Source organism: Bacillus sp. FDAARGOS_235 (assembly GCF_002073415.2).
GTDB classification, from domain to species: domain Bacteria; phylum Bacillota; class Bacilli; order Bacillales; family Bacillaceae_G; genus Bacillus_A; species Bacillus_A toyonensis.
Genome location: NZ_CP020434.2, coordinates 16661 through 34876, shown reverse-complemented (window position 1 = coordinate 34876; position 18216 = coordinate 16661). Strand labels below are relative to the sequence as shown.

General features: G+C 34.5%; 15 protein-coding genes. 11 read left to right on the top strand and 4 right to left on the bottom strand.

What is annotated here, in order from left to right; translation table 11 throughout:
- The first annotated feature begins 34 nt into the window (after positions 1-34).
- The 6 genes from A6J74_RS00175 to A6J74_RS00155 all read left to right on the top strand — a co-directional run bounded on the left by A6J74_RS00175 (position 35) and on the right by A6J74_RS00155 (position 7460).
- Positions 35-310 carry a hypothetical protein gene (locus A6J74_RS00175; protein ID WP_080609132.1) on the top strand — a complete coding sequence of 92 codons (276 nt, stop codon included), beginning with the start codon at positions 35-37 and terminating at the stop codon, positions 308-310.
- Positions 303-2789, top strand: a complete 2487-nt coding sequence (locus A6J74_RS00170; protein WP_080609130.1) for an LPD25 domain-containing protein — start codon at positions 303-305, stop codon at positions 2787-2789. Before A6J74_RS00175 ends, A6J74_RS00170 begins: the two co-directional genes overlap by 8 nt.
- A 145-nt stretch (positions 2790-2934) precedes the next feature.
- Positions 2935-3069, top strand: a complete 135-nt coding sequence (locus A6J74_RS30210) for a hypothetical protein (protein WP_255410429.1) — start codon at positions 2935-2937, stop codon at positions 3067-3069.
- A 15-nt stretch (positions 3070-3084) separates the two neighbouring features.
- The gene (locus tag A6J74_RS00165) at positions 3085-5742 is read left to right on the top strand and encodes a type IA DNA topoisomerase (RefSeq protein ID WP_080609128.1); all 2658 of its coding nucleotides are present in this window, start codon (positions 3085-3087) and stop codon (positions 5740-5742) included.
- Positions 5743-5827: 85 nt separating this feature from the next.
- Positions 5828-6805: a DUF3991 and TOPRIM domain-containing protein gene (locus A6J74_RS00160; protein WP_080609126.1), complete on the top strand. Its 978-nt coding sequence runs from the start codon at positions 5828-5830 to the stop codon at positions 6803-6805.
- The gene (locus tag A6J74_RS00155) at positions 6798-7460 is read left to right on the top strand and encodes a restriction endonuclease (RefSeq protein ID WP_080609124.1); all 663 of its coding nucleotides are present in this window, start codon (positions 6798-6800) and stop codon (positions 7458-7460) included. The genes A6J74_RS00160 and A6J74_RS00155 overlap by 8 nt, the downstream gene beginning before the upstream one ends.
- Before the next feature lie 214 nt (positions 7461-7674).
- Here the strand turns inward: A6J74_RS00155 and A6J74_RS29860 are convergent, their stop codons facing one another.
- Positions 7675-7827 carry a ribbon-helix-helix domain-containing protein gene (locus tag A6J74_RS29860; RefSeq protein ID WP_000290205.1) on the bottom strand — a complete coding sequence of 51 codons (153 nt, stop codon included), beginning with the start codon at positions 7825-7827 and terminating at the stop codon, positions 7675-7677.
- A gap of 61 nt (positions 7828-7888) precedes the next feature.
- On the opposite strand from A6J74_RS29860, the gene A6J74_RS00150 reads away from it, so the two are divergent.
- From A6J74_RS00150 to A6J74_RS00130, 5 genes are all read left to right on the top strand, one after another.
- The gene (locus A6J74_RS00150) at positions 7889-8077 is read left to right on the top strand and encodes a hypothetical protein (RefSeq protein WP_080609122.1); all 189 of its coding nucleotides are present in this window, start codon (positions 7889-7891) and stop codon (positions 8075-8077) included.
- 29 nt (positions 8078-8106) lie between these two features.
- Entirely contained in the window at positions 8107-8367 is a 261-nt protein-coding gene (locus tag A6J74_RS00145) for a hypothetical protein (RefSeq protein WP_017674541.1), read from the top strand.
- Between the two features lie 1010 nt (positions 8368-9377).
- On the top strand, positions 9378-10013 hold the full coding sequence (locus A6J74_RS00140) for an EndoU domain-containing protein (RefSeq protein ID WP_080609120.1): 636 nt from the start codon (positions 9378-9380) through the stop codon (positions 10011-10013).
- A gap of 33 nt (positions 10014-10046) precedes the next feature.
- The gene (locus A6J74_RS00135; RefSeq protein WP_080609118.1) at positions 10047-10685 is read left to right on the top strand and encodes an EndoU domain-containing protein; all 639 of its coding nucleotides are present in this window, start codon (positions 10047-10049) and stop codon (positions 10683-10685) included.
- A gap of 55 nt (positions 10686-10740) precedes the next feature.
- Positions 10741-13137 carry a binary toxin-like calcium binding domain-containing protein gene (locus tag A6J74_RS00130; protein WP_080609116.1) on the top strand — a complete coding sequence of 799 codons (2397 nt, stop codon included), beginning with the start codon at positions 10741-10743 and terminating at the stop codon, positions 13135-13137.
- A gap of 320 nt (positions 13138-13457) precedes the next feature.
- Here the strand turns inward: A6J74_RS00130 and A6J74_RS00125 are convergent, their stop codons facing one another.
- The 3 genes from A6J74_RS00125 to A6J74_RS00110 all read right to left on the bottom strand — a co-directional run bounded on the left by A6J74_RS00125 (position 13458) and on the right by A6J74_RS00110 (position 18216).
- On the bottom strand, positions 13458-13766 hold the full coding sequence (locus tag A6J74_RS00125) for a hypothetical protein (RefSeq protein ID WP_080609114.1): 309 nt from the start codon (positions 13764-13766) through the stop codon (positions 13458-13460).
- 228 nt (positions 13767-13994) lie between these two features.
- Complete coding sequence (locus tag A6J74_RS00120; protein ID WP_080609112.1) at positions 13995-15431, bottom strand: IS4 family transposase; 1437 nt, start codon at positions 15429-15431, stop codon at positions 13995-13997.
- A 454-nt stretch (positions 15432-15885) separates the two neighbouring features.
- Positions 15886-18216, bottom strand: coding sequence for a glycoside hydrolase (locus A6J74_RS00110; RefSeq protein WP_080609110.1), 2331 nt, complete (start codon positions 18214-18216; stop codon positions 15886-15888).

Here is an 18216-nt window from a genome sequence, read left to right as displayed (position 1 = left end):
GTTTCTTTTAATAAAAAAACAGGAGGTTAGTAGGATGTTATTATTTCATGAAAATATCGCATTAGGGGTCATCAAAGAGGTTGGAGAAGGTGAACTTGTTTTACTTGTGAAAGAGGAAGAACTAACAATCAAAATTACACGAGAACAAGAGGAAGAACTTGCAGTTCATGTCATGAATCAAGAAAATATGTTAGTTCCGGTTAATGTAAAAACTCATGAGCTTTTCTTTGATACAGCTGAGAGATGGAATGAAGAAGAAATGGAGGAATTGCAAAAAGCGAGTGAAAGAGTAGGAGAAGATCATGAGTAAAAATTATAAGAAAAAGTATCAAACGAAATCACCAGAAGAAAAGAAAGAAGCGGTGCAGGCTTTAACAAAAAAGATGGAAAAAAGCGTAGAAGGTTATTTTCGTACACCGGGAGATTTAAAAGAGTATCTAACGTTTATGGCAAAGTTTTATCACTATTCACCATCAAATATTTCGTTAATACAGAGTCAATTCGAGGGAGCCAGTGCAGTTGGTTCCTTTTCTTTTTGGAAAGAAAAAGGGTTTGCGGTTAAGAAAGGCGAGAAAGGAATCCAGATCCTTGTTCCAAACCGAACTGTAGCAAGATTTAAAGACAAAGATGGGACATGGAAATCCGTTACAAAGGCGAGTGAGCAAGAGAAAAAACAAATTGAATCTAAAAGCGTAGAAGTGAAACCAGGTCGCTTATATTTTGCTGTCGGTCATGTGTTTGACCTGTCTCAAACAAACGCAAAAGCGGAAGATCTACCTCGCATTTTTCCGAATCGTTGGCTAGAAGGGAGCGTTACGGATTACCAGAGTTTGTATAAAGGAATGGAAGCCATTGCGGAAAAAAACGGTGTAAAAATTATTGAGCCGAAGCAAGAACTTGGGGTCGCAAAGGGAGTTAGTTACACCTTAACAAAAGAGGTTGCTTTGAATCCTAGAAACAGTGAATTACAAAATGTTAAAACACTTCTTCATGAATTGGCACATGCCAAACTTCATACAGCAGAGACACATATGAATTACACAGCACCAGAAAAAGAGTTTCAAGCAGAGATGACCGCTTATGCCGTTTCTTCTTATTTTGGAATTGATACAAGCGAATATTCGTTAGGATATTTAGCGAACTGGACACAAGGAAAAGAAATGAAGGATAAAACGAAATTATTAAAAGAAGTACATGAAACTTCAATTGAATTTATTGAAACAATTGAAAACACACTAGAAAAGGACAAAGAACAAATAAATGAAAAAGAGGTGGAAAGTATGGCAAATAGAAATGAAAAGCAGGATGAAAAAAATATTTTGTTGGTTGAATTTATGAGTTTAAGTAACACGACACAAGAGCTAGTTTCCGTTACAGAGTTAAGGGAACAAGCGGATAGAAACAGAGCGTTTGAGCCCGTAGAAGGCGCAGAAAAATTGAGTGATAAAGAATTTATTGATGCATTTAACGAAGCGAATCAAGAAAAGTATGCAGCACTCAATCAGGATGAAATAAATCGTCCAACTATGTTAGTTCAGTGGAGCGAAAACGAAAATTTTAAGGGTAGTCAGTTGATTCCATTTGGAGAGGCCAATGAAAAAATGGCTGAAGTCATTACAAATATTGAAAAAGCAAAGGAGGAAGCAAGAGAAAGGGATGAATACGTACCATATGATAAAACTCGTTATCATATTGCCATTCCAAAAGAAGTAGATAGAGATTTTGGGAGAATGGAGCTTGTAAGTATGGATCGTTTGGATATGGGGGATGGGGACTACAAGACACCGTATGAACAAGTATTAAACGAGAAAAGGTATTTATCGGATGAAGTAAAACAAGCGTTACGAGATGAGGTGATGAATTATAGAAATAACAAAGAAATACCGATGGAAAAAGTACAAGAAAATCCATTAGAAAAATCGAAAGAGACACCCAACCACTTAGTTACAATTGAAGTATTAGCAAACAGTATACAAGATGAAGAGCTTGCAAGAATCCACATGATGGATGCCGTTACGAAAGATATCAATTATTTGTCTGTATGGAATCAAGATAAAACAGATCGGAACGATTTATACGTTTCCCTAATGGAAAAGAACGGGAAACGAGAAAATGTATATTTAGATAACATTTTGAAACCAGATTTATATGAAAAGGTTCAGAGTTCTATCTTTGATGGAAGAGTAAATTTGTCATTTGTTGTGTATGAAAAAGATGCAAATATGAGTCTAGATGAAATCGTAAAAGATGAACGATATGGACTCTTAGTTGATAAAGCGGAGGGACAAAAAGATTACTCATTTAATGAAAAAGAAGTGGAATTATATAAAGAAATGAAGACAGATGGATATGCACCTATTGCTTCTCTAGATCAACAAATTCAGCCTTTAACTACATTAGATAAAGATTTAAGCCGAAAATTTGAAGCATACAGACGTTCACAATATGAAGAAACACCAGCTAATATTGATAGTATTGTCACTCGTGTAAAAGCTGAAGAGCGATATTATACAACAAAGTATGTTTCGATTGATAATGAGCTGGTAAGCCAGGAACATGTTGTTAAATTAGAAAACAAGGTGGATGAGAAGCTTGGGAAAGAAGGAATAACGGTGAATCAGTCTACAACTTCAAAGGAAATGGATGTAGATAAAAAATTTCAGCCATTGAACGGAAAAAAAACGAATAATAAAGAAAAAGAAAAGGAGCCAGAGCCTGGTAATGTAGAGCAGTCGAAGGCTACAAAGAAATCGGGTAGAAAAAAAGAAACAATGGAGATGGAACGATGAAAAATTGTATAGCAGGAACACCAGATTAAATCATTTTTTGTTACTCAATTGAGATAACGGAGAGTGTTTTTTTTATATCCAAAAATGAAAGAGGGCTTTTCCTTTTACCCTCTTTCTTGTTTATAGAACGAAAGGAGTGAATGGCATGAATGTATGGGTGTTTGCAGGCTGTATGTTCCTTGTAGCGGTTTTTTTGAACACGTTGTTATTATTTGGTCACGGAATTATGAAAAAGCGAAGAAATAAGAAATGGAAGCGTAAAACTGAAATTGCAGATTAATAGGAGGTATTATGTATGGGAAAAACATTATTTATTGCAGAAAAGCCGAAGGTAGCTGTTGAATTACTAAAATCACCTAGATTTAGAAACTCGCAAAAGCATCCAGGAAGCAAGCCTTATTATGGCTACTATGAAAATGAGAATTACATTATTAGTTGGTGCCGGGGGCATTTATTAGAACTAAAACATCCGGAGGAGATGGACGAGAGGTACAAAGAATTTAAATTTGATCACTTGCCAATCATTTTAGAGCCGGAATATAAAGCGAAATCGGATAGTCTTGAACAAATTCAAATATTAGTTAAGCTTTTAAATCGTCCCGATGTAGATCATGTGGTCAACTCCTGTGATGCAGATAGAGAAGGTGAGCTTATCTATCGTGAGATAGTTGAACATGCAGGTGTGAACAAGCGAGAATCTCGTCTTTTTATCTCTTCCTATGAGGCCGCAGAATTAGAAGGAGCGTTAAACCGATTAGAACCAGGAACAGACTATGATGGGCTTGCACAATCCGCTAAAGCGAGGCAATACCTGGATTATATTCTAGGAATTAATGTTACAAGGGGCTGTACATCCAAACTAGCAAGAAACCAATTCTTATTGGCTTCTGGTCGTGTTCAAATGTGTATCTTGAATGAAATCCGTCAGAGAGAAATCGCTATCCAAAACTATAAAGAACAAACCTATTACAATTTAAAGCTACTAACGGAGAACGGTTTATCACCAGTAATGAAAACAGAAGATCAACTGATAGATCCATCGCCACTACAAAAGCTTGGAGATAGCTTGAAAGAAACGAATGTAATCGTAACGGAATTTAAAGAAAGTACGAGAAAAAAGAAACCCAAATTATTATATAACTTAACGGATATCTACAAAGATGCTCACGCCAAACTGAAGATAAATGCGGAAACAGCAAAAAAACATATTCAGAGTTTGTATGAAGAAGGCTTTATCACTTATCCTCGTTCTTCATCTAGGCACTTACCTACAGAACAAGTGGAACGAGTGAAAGAAGTAATGGCAGCAATAGAAAAAAGCTCCTATGCAAGTCTCGTACAACAAGTGGTTCCGTCTTCTATTACGAAAAAACATACTACTTTTAATGATGAGTTAGTCAGTAGTCACTTTGCCATCATCCCAACAACAAAATCATATGTCGGGACCAACCGAAATCCATTAGAAAAACAGTTATATGACTTAATTGTAAAACGATTTATCGGGAATTTTATGAAACCAGCAATCTACCTGGTAAGAGAAGTACATTTTATAGATCAAGAGGGCAACACATACAGTACAAAAGAAAAGATCCTACAAGAGAAAGGGTTTCTAAGTGTGTTTCAAGAGGATATAGAAGAGGGATCGGTTGAAGCATTTCAGATACCTATTTTACGAGAAGGAGATTCTTTCAGAATCGTTCAGTATGACTTGATTGAGTCCCGAACAAAGAAACCAGCCTTTCATACGGAAAGCTCCATTTTAACCTTTATGGAGACAGCAGGACGTAAATTAGATGATGAACATTTGAAAGAACTTATGAAAGGAAAACGGATTGGGACAGTCGCAACGGAAGAAACGTTTATTCCGAAACTGTTAGAGCGAAGCTATATTGATGTTACCAACAGTCAGATTCGAACCACTAATATTGGTCGTGCGTTTATAGATGCTTTTCCGGTAGATGAAATCAAAAATCCATCTTATACGGCTGAAATGGAAGGGATGATCTACATGATCGAAAAGAATGAAATGAAATATGAGGAATTTGTAGAGAAAACAAATACGTTTGTAAAGGATACGGTAGAGCAATTAGGCGCAATGGATGATAAGGTGTCCGATAGTATCATTAATACCTGGAATCAGCAGATTGAGGTGTGCAAATGCCCTTGTAGAAAAGGAAAAATCCTTCATAAAGGTAATTTCTATGGGTGCAGTAATTATCCAGAATGTAAAATTTCCTTACCAAAGAAAATTAAAGAAAAAGCGATTCCGGAGGCGCAAGCGAAAAAGCTGTTTGAGGATAAGAAAACAGATCTTTTAAAAGGGTTTAAGTCCAATGAGAAAGAGTTTTCCGCTTATCTAGTATTACATGAGGGAAATATCAAATTTCAGTTCCCCACACAAGAGGAGCTATCATTTGGTAAATGCCCAAAATGTAAAAAAGGTGAGATCCTTCATCGTAAAACATTTTATGGATGCACGGAGCATAAAAACGGATGTGATTTTATGTTACCAGCAAAGATGAAAGGGAAAGCGATCCCTGGTAATCAAATGAAAAAGCTAATTCAGTATAAAACGACTGATTTTATAAATGGCTTTGAAGGGGAAAAGGGAGAATTTACAGCAGCTATCTATATGGAAGCGGACGGAAGTTTGAAATTCCGTTTTCCAACGACTGAAGATCGTACAATTGGTAAATGTCCATTGTGTAAGAGTAGAGTCCTTGTAGGGAAAAGTAACTACTTATGTGAGAAATACAAAAAAGGCTGTGACTTCATTATTTTTGGTACATTCTCTGGCAAAAATCTAAGTAGTAACCATGTGAAAAAGTTATTAGAAAAGAATGTAACGGATCAGATTAAAGGGTTTATCTCAAACAAAAACGGGAAAAAATTTGACGCTCGTTTATCATACAGCGTACAGGAGAAGCGATTAAAATTCTTATTCGGCAAATAAAAATTGAATGTATGTAAAAGAGGACTAGGAAACGGAATAGTCCTCTTTTTTATTTCATTTTATAGAGTAAAGGGGGGATTCCGTAATGGCACGTGTCAGTACGGAGGATGCGATGAAAGCAAGAAAAGTTGACTTGATTTCATATCTAGAAGCAAAAGGAGAAACGTTTAAGAAAGAAGGCAACTATTATCGTCATACGGAACATGATAGTCTCATCATTAAAGGGAATCAGTACGCCTGGAATAGTCGAGGAGAAAAAGGATATGGAGCGATTAGCTTTGCCATGATGTACTATGACATGACATTTCCTCAAGCCGTGATGGATATTCAGAAGGGGGACTACAAAGAGTTTGATCGTTCAAAAGCTGAAGAGGAACGCAAAAAAGAGCAGCAGCCTTTTAGTTATCCAAAACACCTGGAAGTAAATAAACAAACAGAGATAAAAGAATATCTAATTCATGAACGGAAAATAGATCCTCGCTTGGTGAATTGGCTGATTAAAAAGGATCTCATTGCCCAGGATAAGAAAAATAATGTGGTGTTCAAATGGAGAGAAGAAGGAGGCAAAGGGCAAGTCATTGGAATGAACCGTCAAGGTACAGTCAAAATGGAGAATAAAAGAGGAAGCTTTAAGCAAATTGTCCCGAATTATGAAAAAATCAATGCCGGTTTTACGGTTGATGTAGGTAAACCGGATAAGATTTATTTTTATGAAGATCCAATCGACATGTTATCTCATTGGAGCATTAAACAAAATAATATCCAAAACGCTCGCCTGGTTTCTATGCATGGATTGAAGTCAAAAACAGTGATTCAATCTTTAATGGATGCGAAAAAAGAAGGGCACGATATTAAAGAGGTCATCATGGCAGTTGATAATGATAAGGCTGGGAAAGACTTCATTCAGACAATGAAATGCTTTGTCGATCTTAAAGAGGATATTCCAGCGAATGAAAAAGATTGGAACGATGTCCGGAAGAAACAAGTGAATGAGCAACAGGCAAAAAAAACAGCCCAACCAAAGAAAATGAAAGCAATTAAAGAGGTGGAGAGAAGTGTCTAATCTACCAGAAATGCCAAACATATTACAAATTTTGATGTATGGTTTTATCCTGTATGTTCTTTTTCGTATTTGTAAATTCATGTACCGAAAGATCCAGGAGCGAAGAATATTAAAGCGAATGGCTAAGTCTGGTATTCGATATATAGACAAAATGGACGGATATCAATTCGAGGTATACCTAAAAGCTCTCTTTCGAGAGTTGGGTTATTCTCCAACAGTTACAAAGCAGTCAAATGATTTCGGAGCGGATCTGGTATTGAAGGGGAAGAATCGTATTGTAATCCAGGCGAAACGCTACGGGATGAAAAATAGAGTTGGCATTAGTGCCGTACAAGAGATATATGCAGCGCAAGCTTATTACAAAGCACACGAGGGCTGGGTTGTAACGAACAGTGTGTATACAAGGCAAGCGAAAGAATTAGCGGAAGCTTGCCATGTAAAACTAATAGATCGTGTAGAACTTCAGAAATTGATTAATAAAATCAATCCCGAATATTCGGCTGAAGATGTGTATCAAGGGGTAAAACCTGCAGAACGGAAATGTCCCACATGTAAACATGATTTAGTCGTTCGTAATTCAAATAAAACAGGTAATAAGTTTTTTGGCTGTTCACAATATCCAACATGTACACATACAGAACCAATTCATACATGAGCTGTGATGAAAATCCGGCTCTTTTTTCATTTTCTTTAAGAATACATGAAAAAAATTAATTCAACTAAAAAATGACCCTTCAGATTTGTTTGTATGGGGTTTTGAAGGAGTTGTCAATATAATAAGTCGTATTTGTTATAAAAACGCATGTAAAGGGAAAAAGGGAATTTAAATGCGTTTTTAGGTTTTTTAGGAAAAATAAAAAGGGTAGCCATTATTTACGACTTAACCCTTTGTCTACAATCTGACGAATTGCTTCGTTTCGATTCTTTAGCTTATTTTCATGCCAATAATTTTCTATTTGTTCTACTTGTTCTTTTGTAAAAGTAACTAAAATTTGAGTGTACTTATCTTTATTAACAGCCATATTACTACCTCCTCTATAAAAAATATTATAAGTTATATAACTTTATTGAGGAGGTTATTATATGGAACGGAAAGTTAAAAAGATGATGGCTGATCTTCAATTTATTATGAATTATGGTCAAATCAGTGTAGATTTTATGGATCAAGGATATAAAAGAATGCTTTTTAGTGCATTAGAAGCTACGGGAAAACATTTTAATGTGCATACCAATGAGCATAATGAAACAATCTTGTTCTTAGAGTTAGTTTAGTAAATTTACGCAATGAGGAGCTGTTAATAATGGAGCAGTTAACCATTTTTGACGTAATGGATGAAACTAAAAATAAGCTTTATGAGGTATTAGAGAAAAATGGATTAAATTATAAGATTCGTAAGTACTATTTATATTCAGATTATCAGGGAGCTGTTCAATATTACTATATAAGAACAACTGATAATACAATTATTGATTTGTGTCTCTCGGATTTTCCAGAAATCTTCGCTGTCCATGAAGGATTTAGCGATAAACAAATTAGAAAGATTTACAACTGGAACTTATAAGTTATATAAATAACAAATTTAATTATTGGAGGAATGGAAAATGAAGATTGCTGTATCGGAATGGAAAGCACTGAAAAAAGAAACAAAGTTAAAGTTATTGCGTTATGCGATGTTAGAAAGCAAGTATAAGTACGCAAAATAAAAGCTCTTCATTTGCAAAAGCAAACAAAGAGCAAAGTCATGAGTGACCGTCTGGGAAAGAAATTGGCACATTTCTTTCCTCTTTATTTTAACATATAAAAAGATGTAGAGAAAAGGGGCATGTAGAATGGAAGAAGGTCGTATTTCCTTTCAGCAAGGGTTTAAAGAATTTCTTGTTATGATCGTCTGTTTTTGGTTCATTATGTTTCTCATGTATGGTGAAAGCCTGTTACAATAGAATGGAGTCGAAAGTCTAAATACCCTTAGGTAGCTCTCATAGGTGTAAGATCTATGGGGGCTTTTTCATCATGATAAATAATAATTTCACGTACCATATTAATTAATAAAGAATAAAACAACAAATAGATAGTCTACATTCAAATTTATGTTGAATTAATGTACTACATGGATAGTATATTGTTTGTTTTGGGGGCACCATATAGTGAAAATGAGTTTTACAAAAGTATGAAAATAGCAAACTAATAAAAACAAGCTGTAATATTGCCATCAACTCAAAAAGAACATGTAGTAAGAATCTCTACATGTTCTTTTTAAAAAATAAAAATGAAAGTAAACTTTTACCCATTTTGAAAGTATACTTTCAAAATACTTAAGACAAAGAGGGATTGAATCCATCACGATATATGTATTTAAATTAGGTTGAATTTTGGTGACCCTCTTTTCTTTTTTGGGTGTTATTCCTTACAAAGAGATACCTAAATACTGTAAACGTTTTTTCTCAATAACTAGAATGGATAAAAACGGTAAAATACAAATTGTAAGTGTTTTATAAATAATATTAGTGGAGGGGAAAAGCATATATGGCATAATTTTATACCAATGACTCATAGGAACAAAGGAGAACTATAATGACAAAAGAGCCAAAAAACAAACCAATAATCCCTCCAAGATTATTGGATAAAGTCAAAAATAAATTTAAACTAAAGAAAATTAATGGTCAAGTTACCACACAATCCCTATACGATAGGGACGCTACAACAAGCTCTATAGCGAATATTTTTCTAGGTGGTATATCAAAATCCGGAAATACAAAAGGTGATCCAGTAGGGATGTACACAATTACACCAGAATCTGATTTAGAACTAGTGGCTCCCCACAAAGAACCTGACTTTAAATCTGATAAGACCCGAGCGTGTTGTGCGGCAAATGATGAAAACTATGGAGATTATTGTCTTGCGGCTCGAGGGGAAAACAATGCTTACCAAGGGAAAAATGGCGTTTATAAAACGATAGTATGGTTACGTGAAACAAGATGGAATCCATGGAAAGAAAAAGTGAGTACGATGTTTCCAAAAGATTGGTCAGCAGAAAAAATTATTGATGTGATTAGTAGAAGCTATGACGTAGCCAGAAAAATAGCAACATCTAATGGTATTGAAGTATGGGAAGGTAGAGATCCCGTTACTGGATCTTTAATTGTGACGGAACGCTCTCCAAGCAGTGGTGAGATTATTACAGCCTATCCGATATTCGAGAGAGTATAGTATCTTTTATGAATCATTAGAAAGGAAGGTTCTATGAAAGATGAAAAAAGTAAGGTTACACAATTTATCGAAGAAGATATGATACAAGCGAATCCAGTCCTTCCAGTACGACTATTGGATAAAGTCAAAAATAAATTCAAATTAAAAAAAGCAAATGGCGAAGTGACTACACAATCCTTATACGATAGGGATGTCACAACAAGCTCAATTGCTCATATTTTCTTAGGTGGCATATCCAAGGCAGGATATACAAAAGATCAGCCTGTAGGTATGCACACTATTACACCCGGATCTGATTTAGAGCAAGTTGAAGCGGATAAAGAACCTGATTATAAATCTGACAAAACACGTGCTGTACGACCATTGACTGAACAAGATGATAATTATGCACCTCCGGGTAAAAATGGTGTATACAAAGCAAAAATATGGTTAAGAGAAACGAAATATAATAATTGGAAACAAAAAGAAAGTACCATGTTTCCAACAGATTGGTCACAAGAACAAGTGGTTGATGTAATAAGCAGAAGCTATGATGTTGCAAGAAAAATTGGTTCATCGAATGGGACAGAGACATGGGAAGGAAGAGATCCTATTACGGGTTCTATGATAGTCATGAAATGTCAACCGAACACTGGAGAGGTTATTACAGCTTATCCAAAGTATGAAAGATAATGAATGTCATGAGTAAAATGATTGTATTTGATATTTACAAAGGGGGATATACGGAATGGAAAACAAGAAAAATATGCTAACAGGGGCAACGAATAGTACTGTTCAATCAGATGCGATTATGACGTATGAGAAAACTAATGTACGAAAACAAAATGGATTAATGGGTAATTTCTATGGAGATAAAGATTTCAAGAATTTGTTATTAATACGAGGTAATAGTTGTATGAATGAGCAAATCAATTCAAACGAAATTAAAAATCTTCGTTTGAAAAAAAGTCAAAATATTCAATCTGTTCGTTGGCAAGGTTTCATTCAACCTAAAGAAGATGGAGTATACACTTTCTCAGCAGGAAAGCATGATCAAGTAATGATTCAAGTAGATAACTGTATAGTAGTTGATAATATAGGAAGAGAAACAGAAATTAAACTTCAAAAAGATAAGCTATACAAAATTATAGTGGAGTATCAAGTGAATCCAGATGTAGAAGATGCATTCACTCTCCTATGGGGGACAGAAGAAAAGAAAGAAGTCGTTCCTCATGAGGTATTATATGCTCCGAGTTTAGCACAGAAAGACAAACCAACCGTAATAGGAAGTTTACATCAATTAAAAGATGCTGTAGATGATTTTATTAGAGATGAAAAAGACACAGATGGTGATAATATTCCGGATAGTTGGGAATATGAAGGTTATACAGTAGTAGATGGTGAGTTTGGTGTGAAAGATTTAGTTAAATGGGATGATGATGTTCATGGCCCTCCACTTGTAAAATATAAATCTTCACCTATGAAATGGAGTACAAGTGACGATCCTTACAGTGATTATGAAAAAGTGACGGGATTACAAATGGATACCCGTGTTACAAAAGAAGCACATCATCCGTTAGTAGCAGCTTATCCGGATGTGCATATTAGCATGGAAAAATATCTATTAATCCCTAATACCAATTTCCAAGCAGGAGAAGGTGGTTCATCTAGTAAACAAGTAACTCGTGGTACATCTAATACTGTGTCCAATACTGAGTCATGGGGAACTACTGTAACAGCCAATGCGAGTCTCTTAGACTTTGGGGGATCTGTTAGTGTAAGTTATGAATCCTCTACGACAACATCTACCACAAAGGATGAATCTGTTAGCGATTCAACAACAAAAGATTGGAACGAAGTATTAGGTATCAACACTGCTGAAGCAGGTAAAATCCTACCAAATGTACGGTATGTGAACACAGGAACGGCACCTGTATTTAAAGTGAAGCCACAATTCACTTTACATTTTCCGAAAACTACAAACGGGGATGCGATTTCTTTAATTAGCTCGTTAGTTGGAGAAACTCATAAGGGATTAGAGGTATTACCAGGCAACACCTATCCAGACAAATCAAAACCACCGTTGGCATTTGATAAACCAACCCATTTTGGTGAGTCTTTAATGTTAGATCAAGGTAATGTAAGTCGTCTCCAAAAGAATGATATATTAAAATTAGAAACCAATGGAATAGAATCAAATGTAGTATTGATTGATACACAAGGACAAGATTACGAAAGTAGCCTAGAATGGACGAATGTCATATCTAAAATTAAAGCGAATACAGCAGAAATTGTGTTTACTACAGTAGGAGGTCCTGTTACAAAACGTAATGTTGCAGCACCTGGTACTACCCCTGTCGAACAAACAGTACCAGAAATGACATTCAAAGAAGCATTGAAACTTAGTTATGGCGCAATTGAACAAAATGGGAAAATTTATATTAATGATCGAGAAATTATAAACAGTGCCGTTAACTTAATTGTGGATCAAACAACTGAGGCAGAAATGAAGAAACAAGCAGTAAAATCAATATTTGATGTGAAATTAAAAGCTAGAATGCATTTTGAAATGACCGAAAAAGTGATTGCTAACGTATCTACTAACGGCAATGGTCATGCTTACTTTAATATTCAGATTCCAAATGGTGTAGCGGAAGCAGCAACTTTTGAAATGTATATGAATGGTCAGAAAAAAGGACACCAGGGGCCAGAAATATTCAGTAAAGGCCGTAAAAATTGGAGTGGGCATGTTTATGGGTTTGGTGTGCATATCGGTGACGCCATCAATGGAAACAACACATTTGAGTTAAAAGTAAAGGGGAATGTAGTGTCGACCTTCCGAGGGAAGCTGTTCACTGATGAAGAAGTACAAAATAATTACCAATTTAGGGACTGGATGTTCATAACAGAGACCATAGGTGACACGGTTAGGGAATATGTAGGTTCTATGTACTTTAAACAAATTCCTTTGAATATTGCACAGGAATATAAAGTGGTGATACCAAATGATACACATACATTCCCAACCGGACAACTGATTCAATTTTTCCCATTTCTTAAGATTGGACGGGGTACTCCGATTAAAATTTATGCTATTGTGGCAGGAAAAGAAGTTTTAGTTGTTGATAGACTAGCTGGAAGTTGATAGTTTGAACAATTCTGGTGCAAAGGTAGTAGGACTATAATAAAGAATGACAGATTCCTAATCTCACTTTGAAACACGACAACGATTCAAGGGATAGCCACAATTGAAAATTTTTCATATAAATTAGTTTTTAAGAAGAGTCCTTGTTTATGGATTCTTCTTTTTAATATGTTCGTAAAGGTATACTTTTACGATTGCTTTTCATTCTCATATGACTGTTGAAGACGTACGTAAATCTTACTTTGGAGAACTTAAGTACAATGCCCAACAAAAATAATGAAATCATAGAAAAGGGCAAGCACGAAGCTTGCCTTGTTTTTTTATTCTATAGGATTAGTATTACCCGCTCTGTCAGGAATACGATAATATAAGGGAACACTTCCATTCTTTATTTTTTTAGCATCAGCGAATGGAATTTCAATTCCAATCGCGTTATTAACTTCATCTTCATCTATCGTATAGTCGTGTGTATGACCATCCCAATAAATTTCAATTCTATCTCCAACTTGCATATCTGGGTAAGGCTCTATTGTAACTTTAATACCCTCGCTTACACTTTTCGTATCAATCATGTCAATATCCAAAGGCTGCAATTCATTTTCAGAGTCATTAGATTTATTAGTAACCATCCGTATCTCTCCCCTTTAATTTAATACTTACGACGTGTCACTATATTTCTTCTATTTTATGTAAGCTCATACCTTTTTATCGTCTAGTAGGGGTCACCATACATGCCCATCAACTTAAGGAGGCATGCAAAATGAACTTGCGTTCATTCTAGATAAAACTGTTTGAAGATGTGTTGAATTTTTAAAAAATCGGCATACCTAATAAACCTAAGAAGGTCATTTTTAAAATTATGCAGCTTTTTTTTGAATGTTTAATAGATTATAATTATAGGAAACACCCATAATATCAAAGACTGTCTTTTTCTCATATCTGTGAGATTTCCGTCCATTTTTCTGTAGTAGGGTAAACAGGCGGATCAGAATCTTTGTTATTGCTTGAGTGTTTTTCTGTATCGCTTGATATAACAGAGATAGATGATCTTGGATCATCCCAATTGCTTTATATTCACTTAGTTCTCTTTTTTTCTTTTGCAAAAGAAGTTGACGCATCTTAAACATAGTAGAAGAACATATAAAAATGGCAATGAGCTTTCCATACACATGGCATTCTAATCGCTCCTGTTTGATATTTTGCCAGTGATGAATTTGAAATAGGGATTTCCAAGTTTTAAAGATAATTTCTATTTGCCAACGAAGGGAGTAAAAATCATGTATTTGTTCCATCGGAACGATCTCCCAAGGGGTATTCGTAACATATATGTTTATGCCAGTTAATCGCTTACTCTTTTCTGAATACGTAATCCCCTTTTTACTTTCTGTATAGATTTGTTTTATTCTACGTTCCCGCAATTGTTTTTCAGTTAATCGATATATAATCACTCTTGTAAATAGTCTTTGATCCCTTCCTATGTAAGCCTCTTTTATTTCATACGTTTGTCCTGGTTTTAAAGTATTCATAATGTGTTCTAAGTCAATTTTGATATACTGCGATTGCTTTTTTACTGTTCCATTTCGAAAGTATTCCGGAAATGGATTTTTCATATAGACTGTATGGTTTAACTTAAGCCTTGATATATAGCACACACCACGTTGATCCATTTGATCTAAGTCTTCCAATGAAAAATAGCCTAAATCACGAATACACAGATCACCAGGTCGTAAGGTATCTAAGCAATCTGTACCAAATGTTTTATCATTATTTTTTCCTGGTCCTACCTGAAAATTTAAAAACTGTCCGCTGTGTAAGTCATATTCTAATTGAATCTTTATACCCGCTGTTTGTGCACAACCACCTGATCCAGGATATACACTAGCTAAATGTTTTGGTACTTGGAAAATCGTCGCATCTAAAATACGAATTCGTTGAAAATACGTGAGTGTTGCACTTGAAATGGCTGATGTTTCACAAAGTTTACTTTTCCATAATGCAGAGAAAATATATTTCAAAAATTCAACAGCTTTCCTATCAAAGCGCTTATTGAGTCCTTCGGGACTCATAAGAGTGCCTGTGGCTGCGTGTAATTGGCTACATAATCGAACGAGAGAATCGCTCGTTGTACGTTGGCTTACCCAGATACATATGGTAGCTAATTCATTTCCTGAAAATTTTCGTTTTCTTTTTATAAAACCTAATTCTTTTGCCAATTCTTCCAAAAGGGAAGGAGTTAAATGACGGTACAGCTCTTCAGAAAATAGTTGTAATTCATCTTGAATCGAAAGATTCATAAAAAACGTCATCCTTTCTAGTTAGCTTTTTAGAAAGAATAACGCTTTTTTGCACTTAGGGGTAGTGAAATTTCTTAAGTTGATGGGCATGTATGGTGACCCCTTATATGTCTAGAAATGCAGTAACCTCCTGCCTGTTAATTGGGTAGGAGGTTATTAAAGTTGTTTGAAAATTATTTTCCACTTTCATTCGATAATGTTTCAGGAATAATAAAGTTATCTAATTTCGAAAATCAAATCGTATAACATAGCCTACGTTAAGAAATTAAAAACTCTTCATTTAAGTGTATACATTTATTATTACTTATTCGTTGTATAAGTAAGGGAGGACAAATGATGAAACAAGAAAATATACTATCCTCCTATCTTATCCATTTAGGAGAGGAAGTGTTCAATCTATTACTAGGGGTCACTATATCATTTCGGGAAAATAGCAGTTACCATATCATCTATATTAGTATTTAGGAACTTCTAATATACTCTTTTTCTTCCCATCATATACTATAGCTGTTTTTGCTTTTATATTCTCATTGTTATATATAAAATCTTGGTTTGAGAAATTCACGATCACTTTCATGTTTTTTCCAAATGTCGTACTTTGAACTTGCCGATCTTCAGACAATACTTCAAAATTAGTCATTGGTTTTGTTACGGCTTTCTCATGAAATGGAGACCATACTTTCAAATAAGAGGTAATGATGGATTTACTTTTCTCCCATTCATTTTTATCAATATGATATAAAGGTGGTACATTATACAACATTTCAGATAACATTCTATTTCCTATCTCATCCTTAATTCTAAAACTTCCCCATGACCATTGGTGAGTCGTAATAATTGAATCATTATATACAAGTTTATATAACGGAATTGAATATACAGGATTATTATAAATATTTTTATAAATAGGCTTAATAGGTATGGTTTTTCCATTCAGTTCTGGAATAGCACCATCTGGTGAAGTGGATTTATATCCGCCTACATAATATGGGTTCTTTTTATCTCTCATATCAGAGTCGGGCCAAATCCCAGGCGTTTCTATTCCATGCGCAAAGGCAATTATATTACTAGCAAAGTCATTCCCACCTTCTGATCCCACTACCATATGTTTTTCTTCGCTAATATATTTCATTCTTTGCAGTCTTGCTTTTACATCTTGGTCCTGAGTAGTAATGTGATTTGGAGAATAATCATCATAAATTTCACCTGTAGCATCACAATCGACAAACCAAGAATTAAACGGTATATTATTTTGTAAAATATCACCTACACGTTCTTGCACACTAGGTAAGGATAAAGTCGGATTTAACTTTCTTCCTTTTCCTAAGAATCCTCCTACTTTTTCTCCTTTTTCATTCGATATTGTAGCGTTTTCATATAAAGTTTTATCTTTAAAAGAAGCTGTATTCCACTCTCTACTTCCCACTTCATGAATCGAGTGGTATGAATCATAAGGACCGATTAAATACCCCATTCTATTTGCTTCTTCTACCATTTTGGGATTCATTAATCCATTAGCCCAATTAGGTAAACCTATCCATGCTTTTTTAACATTCGATTTCTTCATATCAACTAAAACATCTGTTGTTTCTTTCTGTTCCCATCTACTTACTTCATCCACTGCCTCTGTTAACTTACTCTTAATTAATCCTTTGTTCAGTGTATATAATTCTTGTTCACTTAAGTTTTGGATTCCTTTTTTCAACAATTCATCCATTCCAGTATCTGGATTATTGAAAATATCTTTATTATAAAGTTGTTCTAATTTTAATACCTGATTTATCGCATTAACTATTACTTTTTGCTGGCTTTTATTGATAGCTTTTTGATTCTTTATCTCTTGCATAACAGTTTCAAAATCTTTTGAGCCATCTTCCGTATTTTCTTGTAACAACTGTGCCATCCAATTTGTAAATGGCTCATCCATTTTTTGTGTGAATTTATCCCACTTGATATTTTCTACTGCAATCCCACTGTGGTCCCAAAAATAAATATGAGGAGCTCCATATAATTTTTTAATGTTCGGATTTGTTTTTGCTTTTTCTTCTAGTGTCTTAAATTCTCCCTGTTCTTTTATATAATTTTTATAAATATTTGCCATCGAGACAGGGTTTTTATCAGTTAGATACAATCTGAATCCATATTCTTTATTCTTATTAATAGAAGGATATTGATGTGTAAAACTAAACTGTATATCGGAATCAGCAGTGAAATGAATATTATCATTATACATATTGTCAGCTATATACATAATGGAATATTTAGATTTATTCAATGCAAAGAATCTCATAGAAAAACGTTCTATGAATGACATATCTTGATCTTTTAAATATTCTTTCCAGTTTGGGTCATTGCTAGGTATATTTTTTCCTTCCCATAATGGTAACGTATAGCTGTCCGCACTTACTTTAGGCCATGTAAATTCATTAGCTCCTTCAGACTTAGTAGATTTTAACTTAATACTTAAATAGGATTCTTTCTTTTCAATCTTCACATCTATTTGGTCATCTGGATAATTCCAAGATATACAATCATGTTTTTTTATTAGATTTGTTATTTTTTTCTTCGGTAGTGGTAAGGATGCACTTTCTCTTACACCATCTTTTTCCACAAAAATTTCACCAGTTTCAGGATTCACATCAAAAGTGAAATTTTTGTATTGTGAAATCACGTTTTGTCCCTTTGTTGTAATATCATTTTGTTGCGCATAACTCAGGGATGGTAATGTAAGACATATTGAACTCATCAAGATGGGAATAACTAGCTTTTTCATTTTTTTATTCAT

Excerpts from the sequence above, each read along its gene's own strand:
- A6J74_RS00160 (WP_080609126.1), top strand. The coding sequence starts at position 5,828 with ATGGCACGTGTCAGTACGGAGGATGCGATGAAAGCAAGAAAAGTTGAC.
- A6J74_RS30210 (WP_255410429.1), top strand. The coding sequence starts at position 2,935 with ATGAATGTATGGGTGTTTGCAGGCTGTATGTTCCTTGTAGCGGTTTTT.
- A6J74_RS00120 (WP_080609112.1), bottom strand. The coding sequence starts at position 15,431 with ATGAATCTTTCGATTCAAGATGAATTACAACTATTTTCTGAAGAGCTG.
- A6J74_RS29860 (WP_000290205.1), bottom strand. The coding sequence starts at position 7,827 with ATGGCTGTTAATAAAGATAAGTACACTCAAATTTTAGTTACTTTTACA.
- A6J74_RS00170 (WP_080609130.1), top strand. The coding sequence starts at position 303 with ATGAGTAAAAATTATAAGAAAAAGTATCAAACGAAATCACCAGAAGAA.
- A6J74_RS00125 (WP_080609114.1), bottom strand. The coding sequence starts at position 13,766 with ATGGTTACTAATAAATCTAATGACTCTGAAAATGAATTGCAGCCTTTG.
- A6J74_RS00140 (WP_080609120.1), top strand. The coding sequence starts at position 9,378 with ATGACAAAAGAGCCAAAAAACAAACCAATAATCCCTCCAAGATTATTG.
- A6J74_RS00175 (WP_080609132.1), top strand. The coding sequence starts at position 35 with ATGTTATTATTTCATGAAAATATCGCATTAGGGGTCATCAAAGAGGTT.
- A6J74_RS00130 (WP_080609116.1), top strand. The coding sequence starts at position 10,741 with ATGGAAAACAAGAAAAATATGCTAACAGGGGCAACGAATAGTACTGTT.
- A6J74_RS00145 (WP_017674541.1), top strand. The coding sequence starts at position 8,107 with ATGGAGCAGTTAACCATTTTTGACGTAATGGATGAAACTAAAAATAAG.
- A6J74_RS00165 (WP_080609128.1), top strand. The coding sequence starts at position 3,085 with ATGGGAAAAACATTATTTATTGCAGAAAAGCCGAAGGTAGCTGTTGAA.
- A6J74_RS00150 (WP_080609122.1), top strand. The coding sequence starts at position 7,889 with ATGGAACGGAAAGTTAAAAAGATGATGGCTGATCTTCAATTTATTATG.
- A6J74_RS00135 (WP_080609118.1), top strand. The coding sequence starts at position 10,047 with ATGAAAGATGAAAAAAGTAAGGTTACACAATTTATCGAAGAAGATATG.
- A6J74_RS00110 (WP_080609110.1), bottom strand. The coding sequence starts at position 18,216 with ATGAATAAAAAAATGAAAAAGCTAGTTATTCCCATCTTGATGAGTTCA.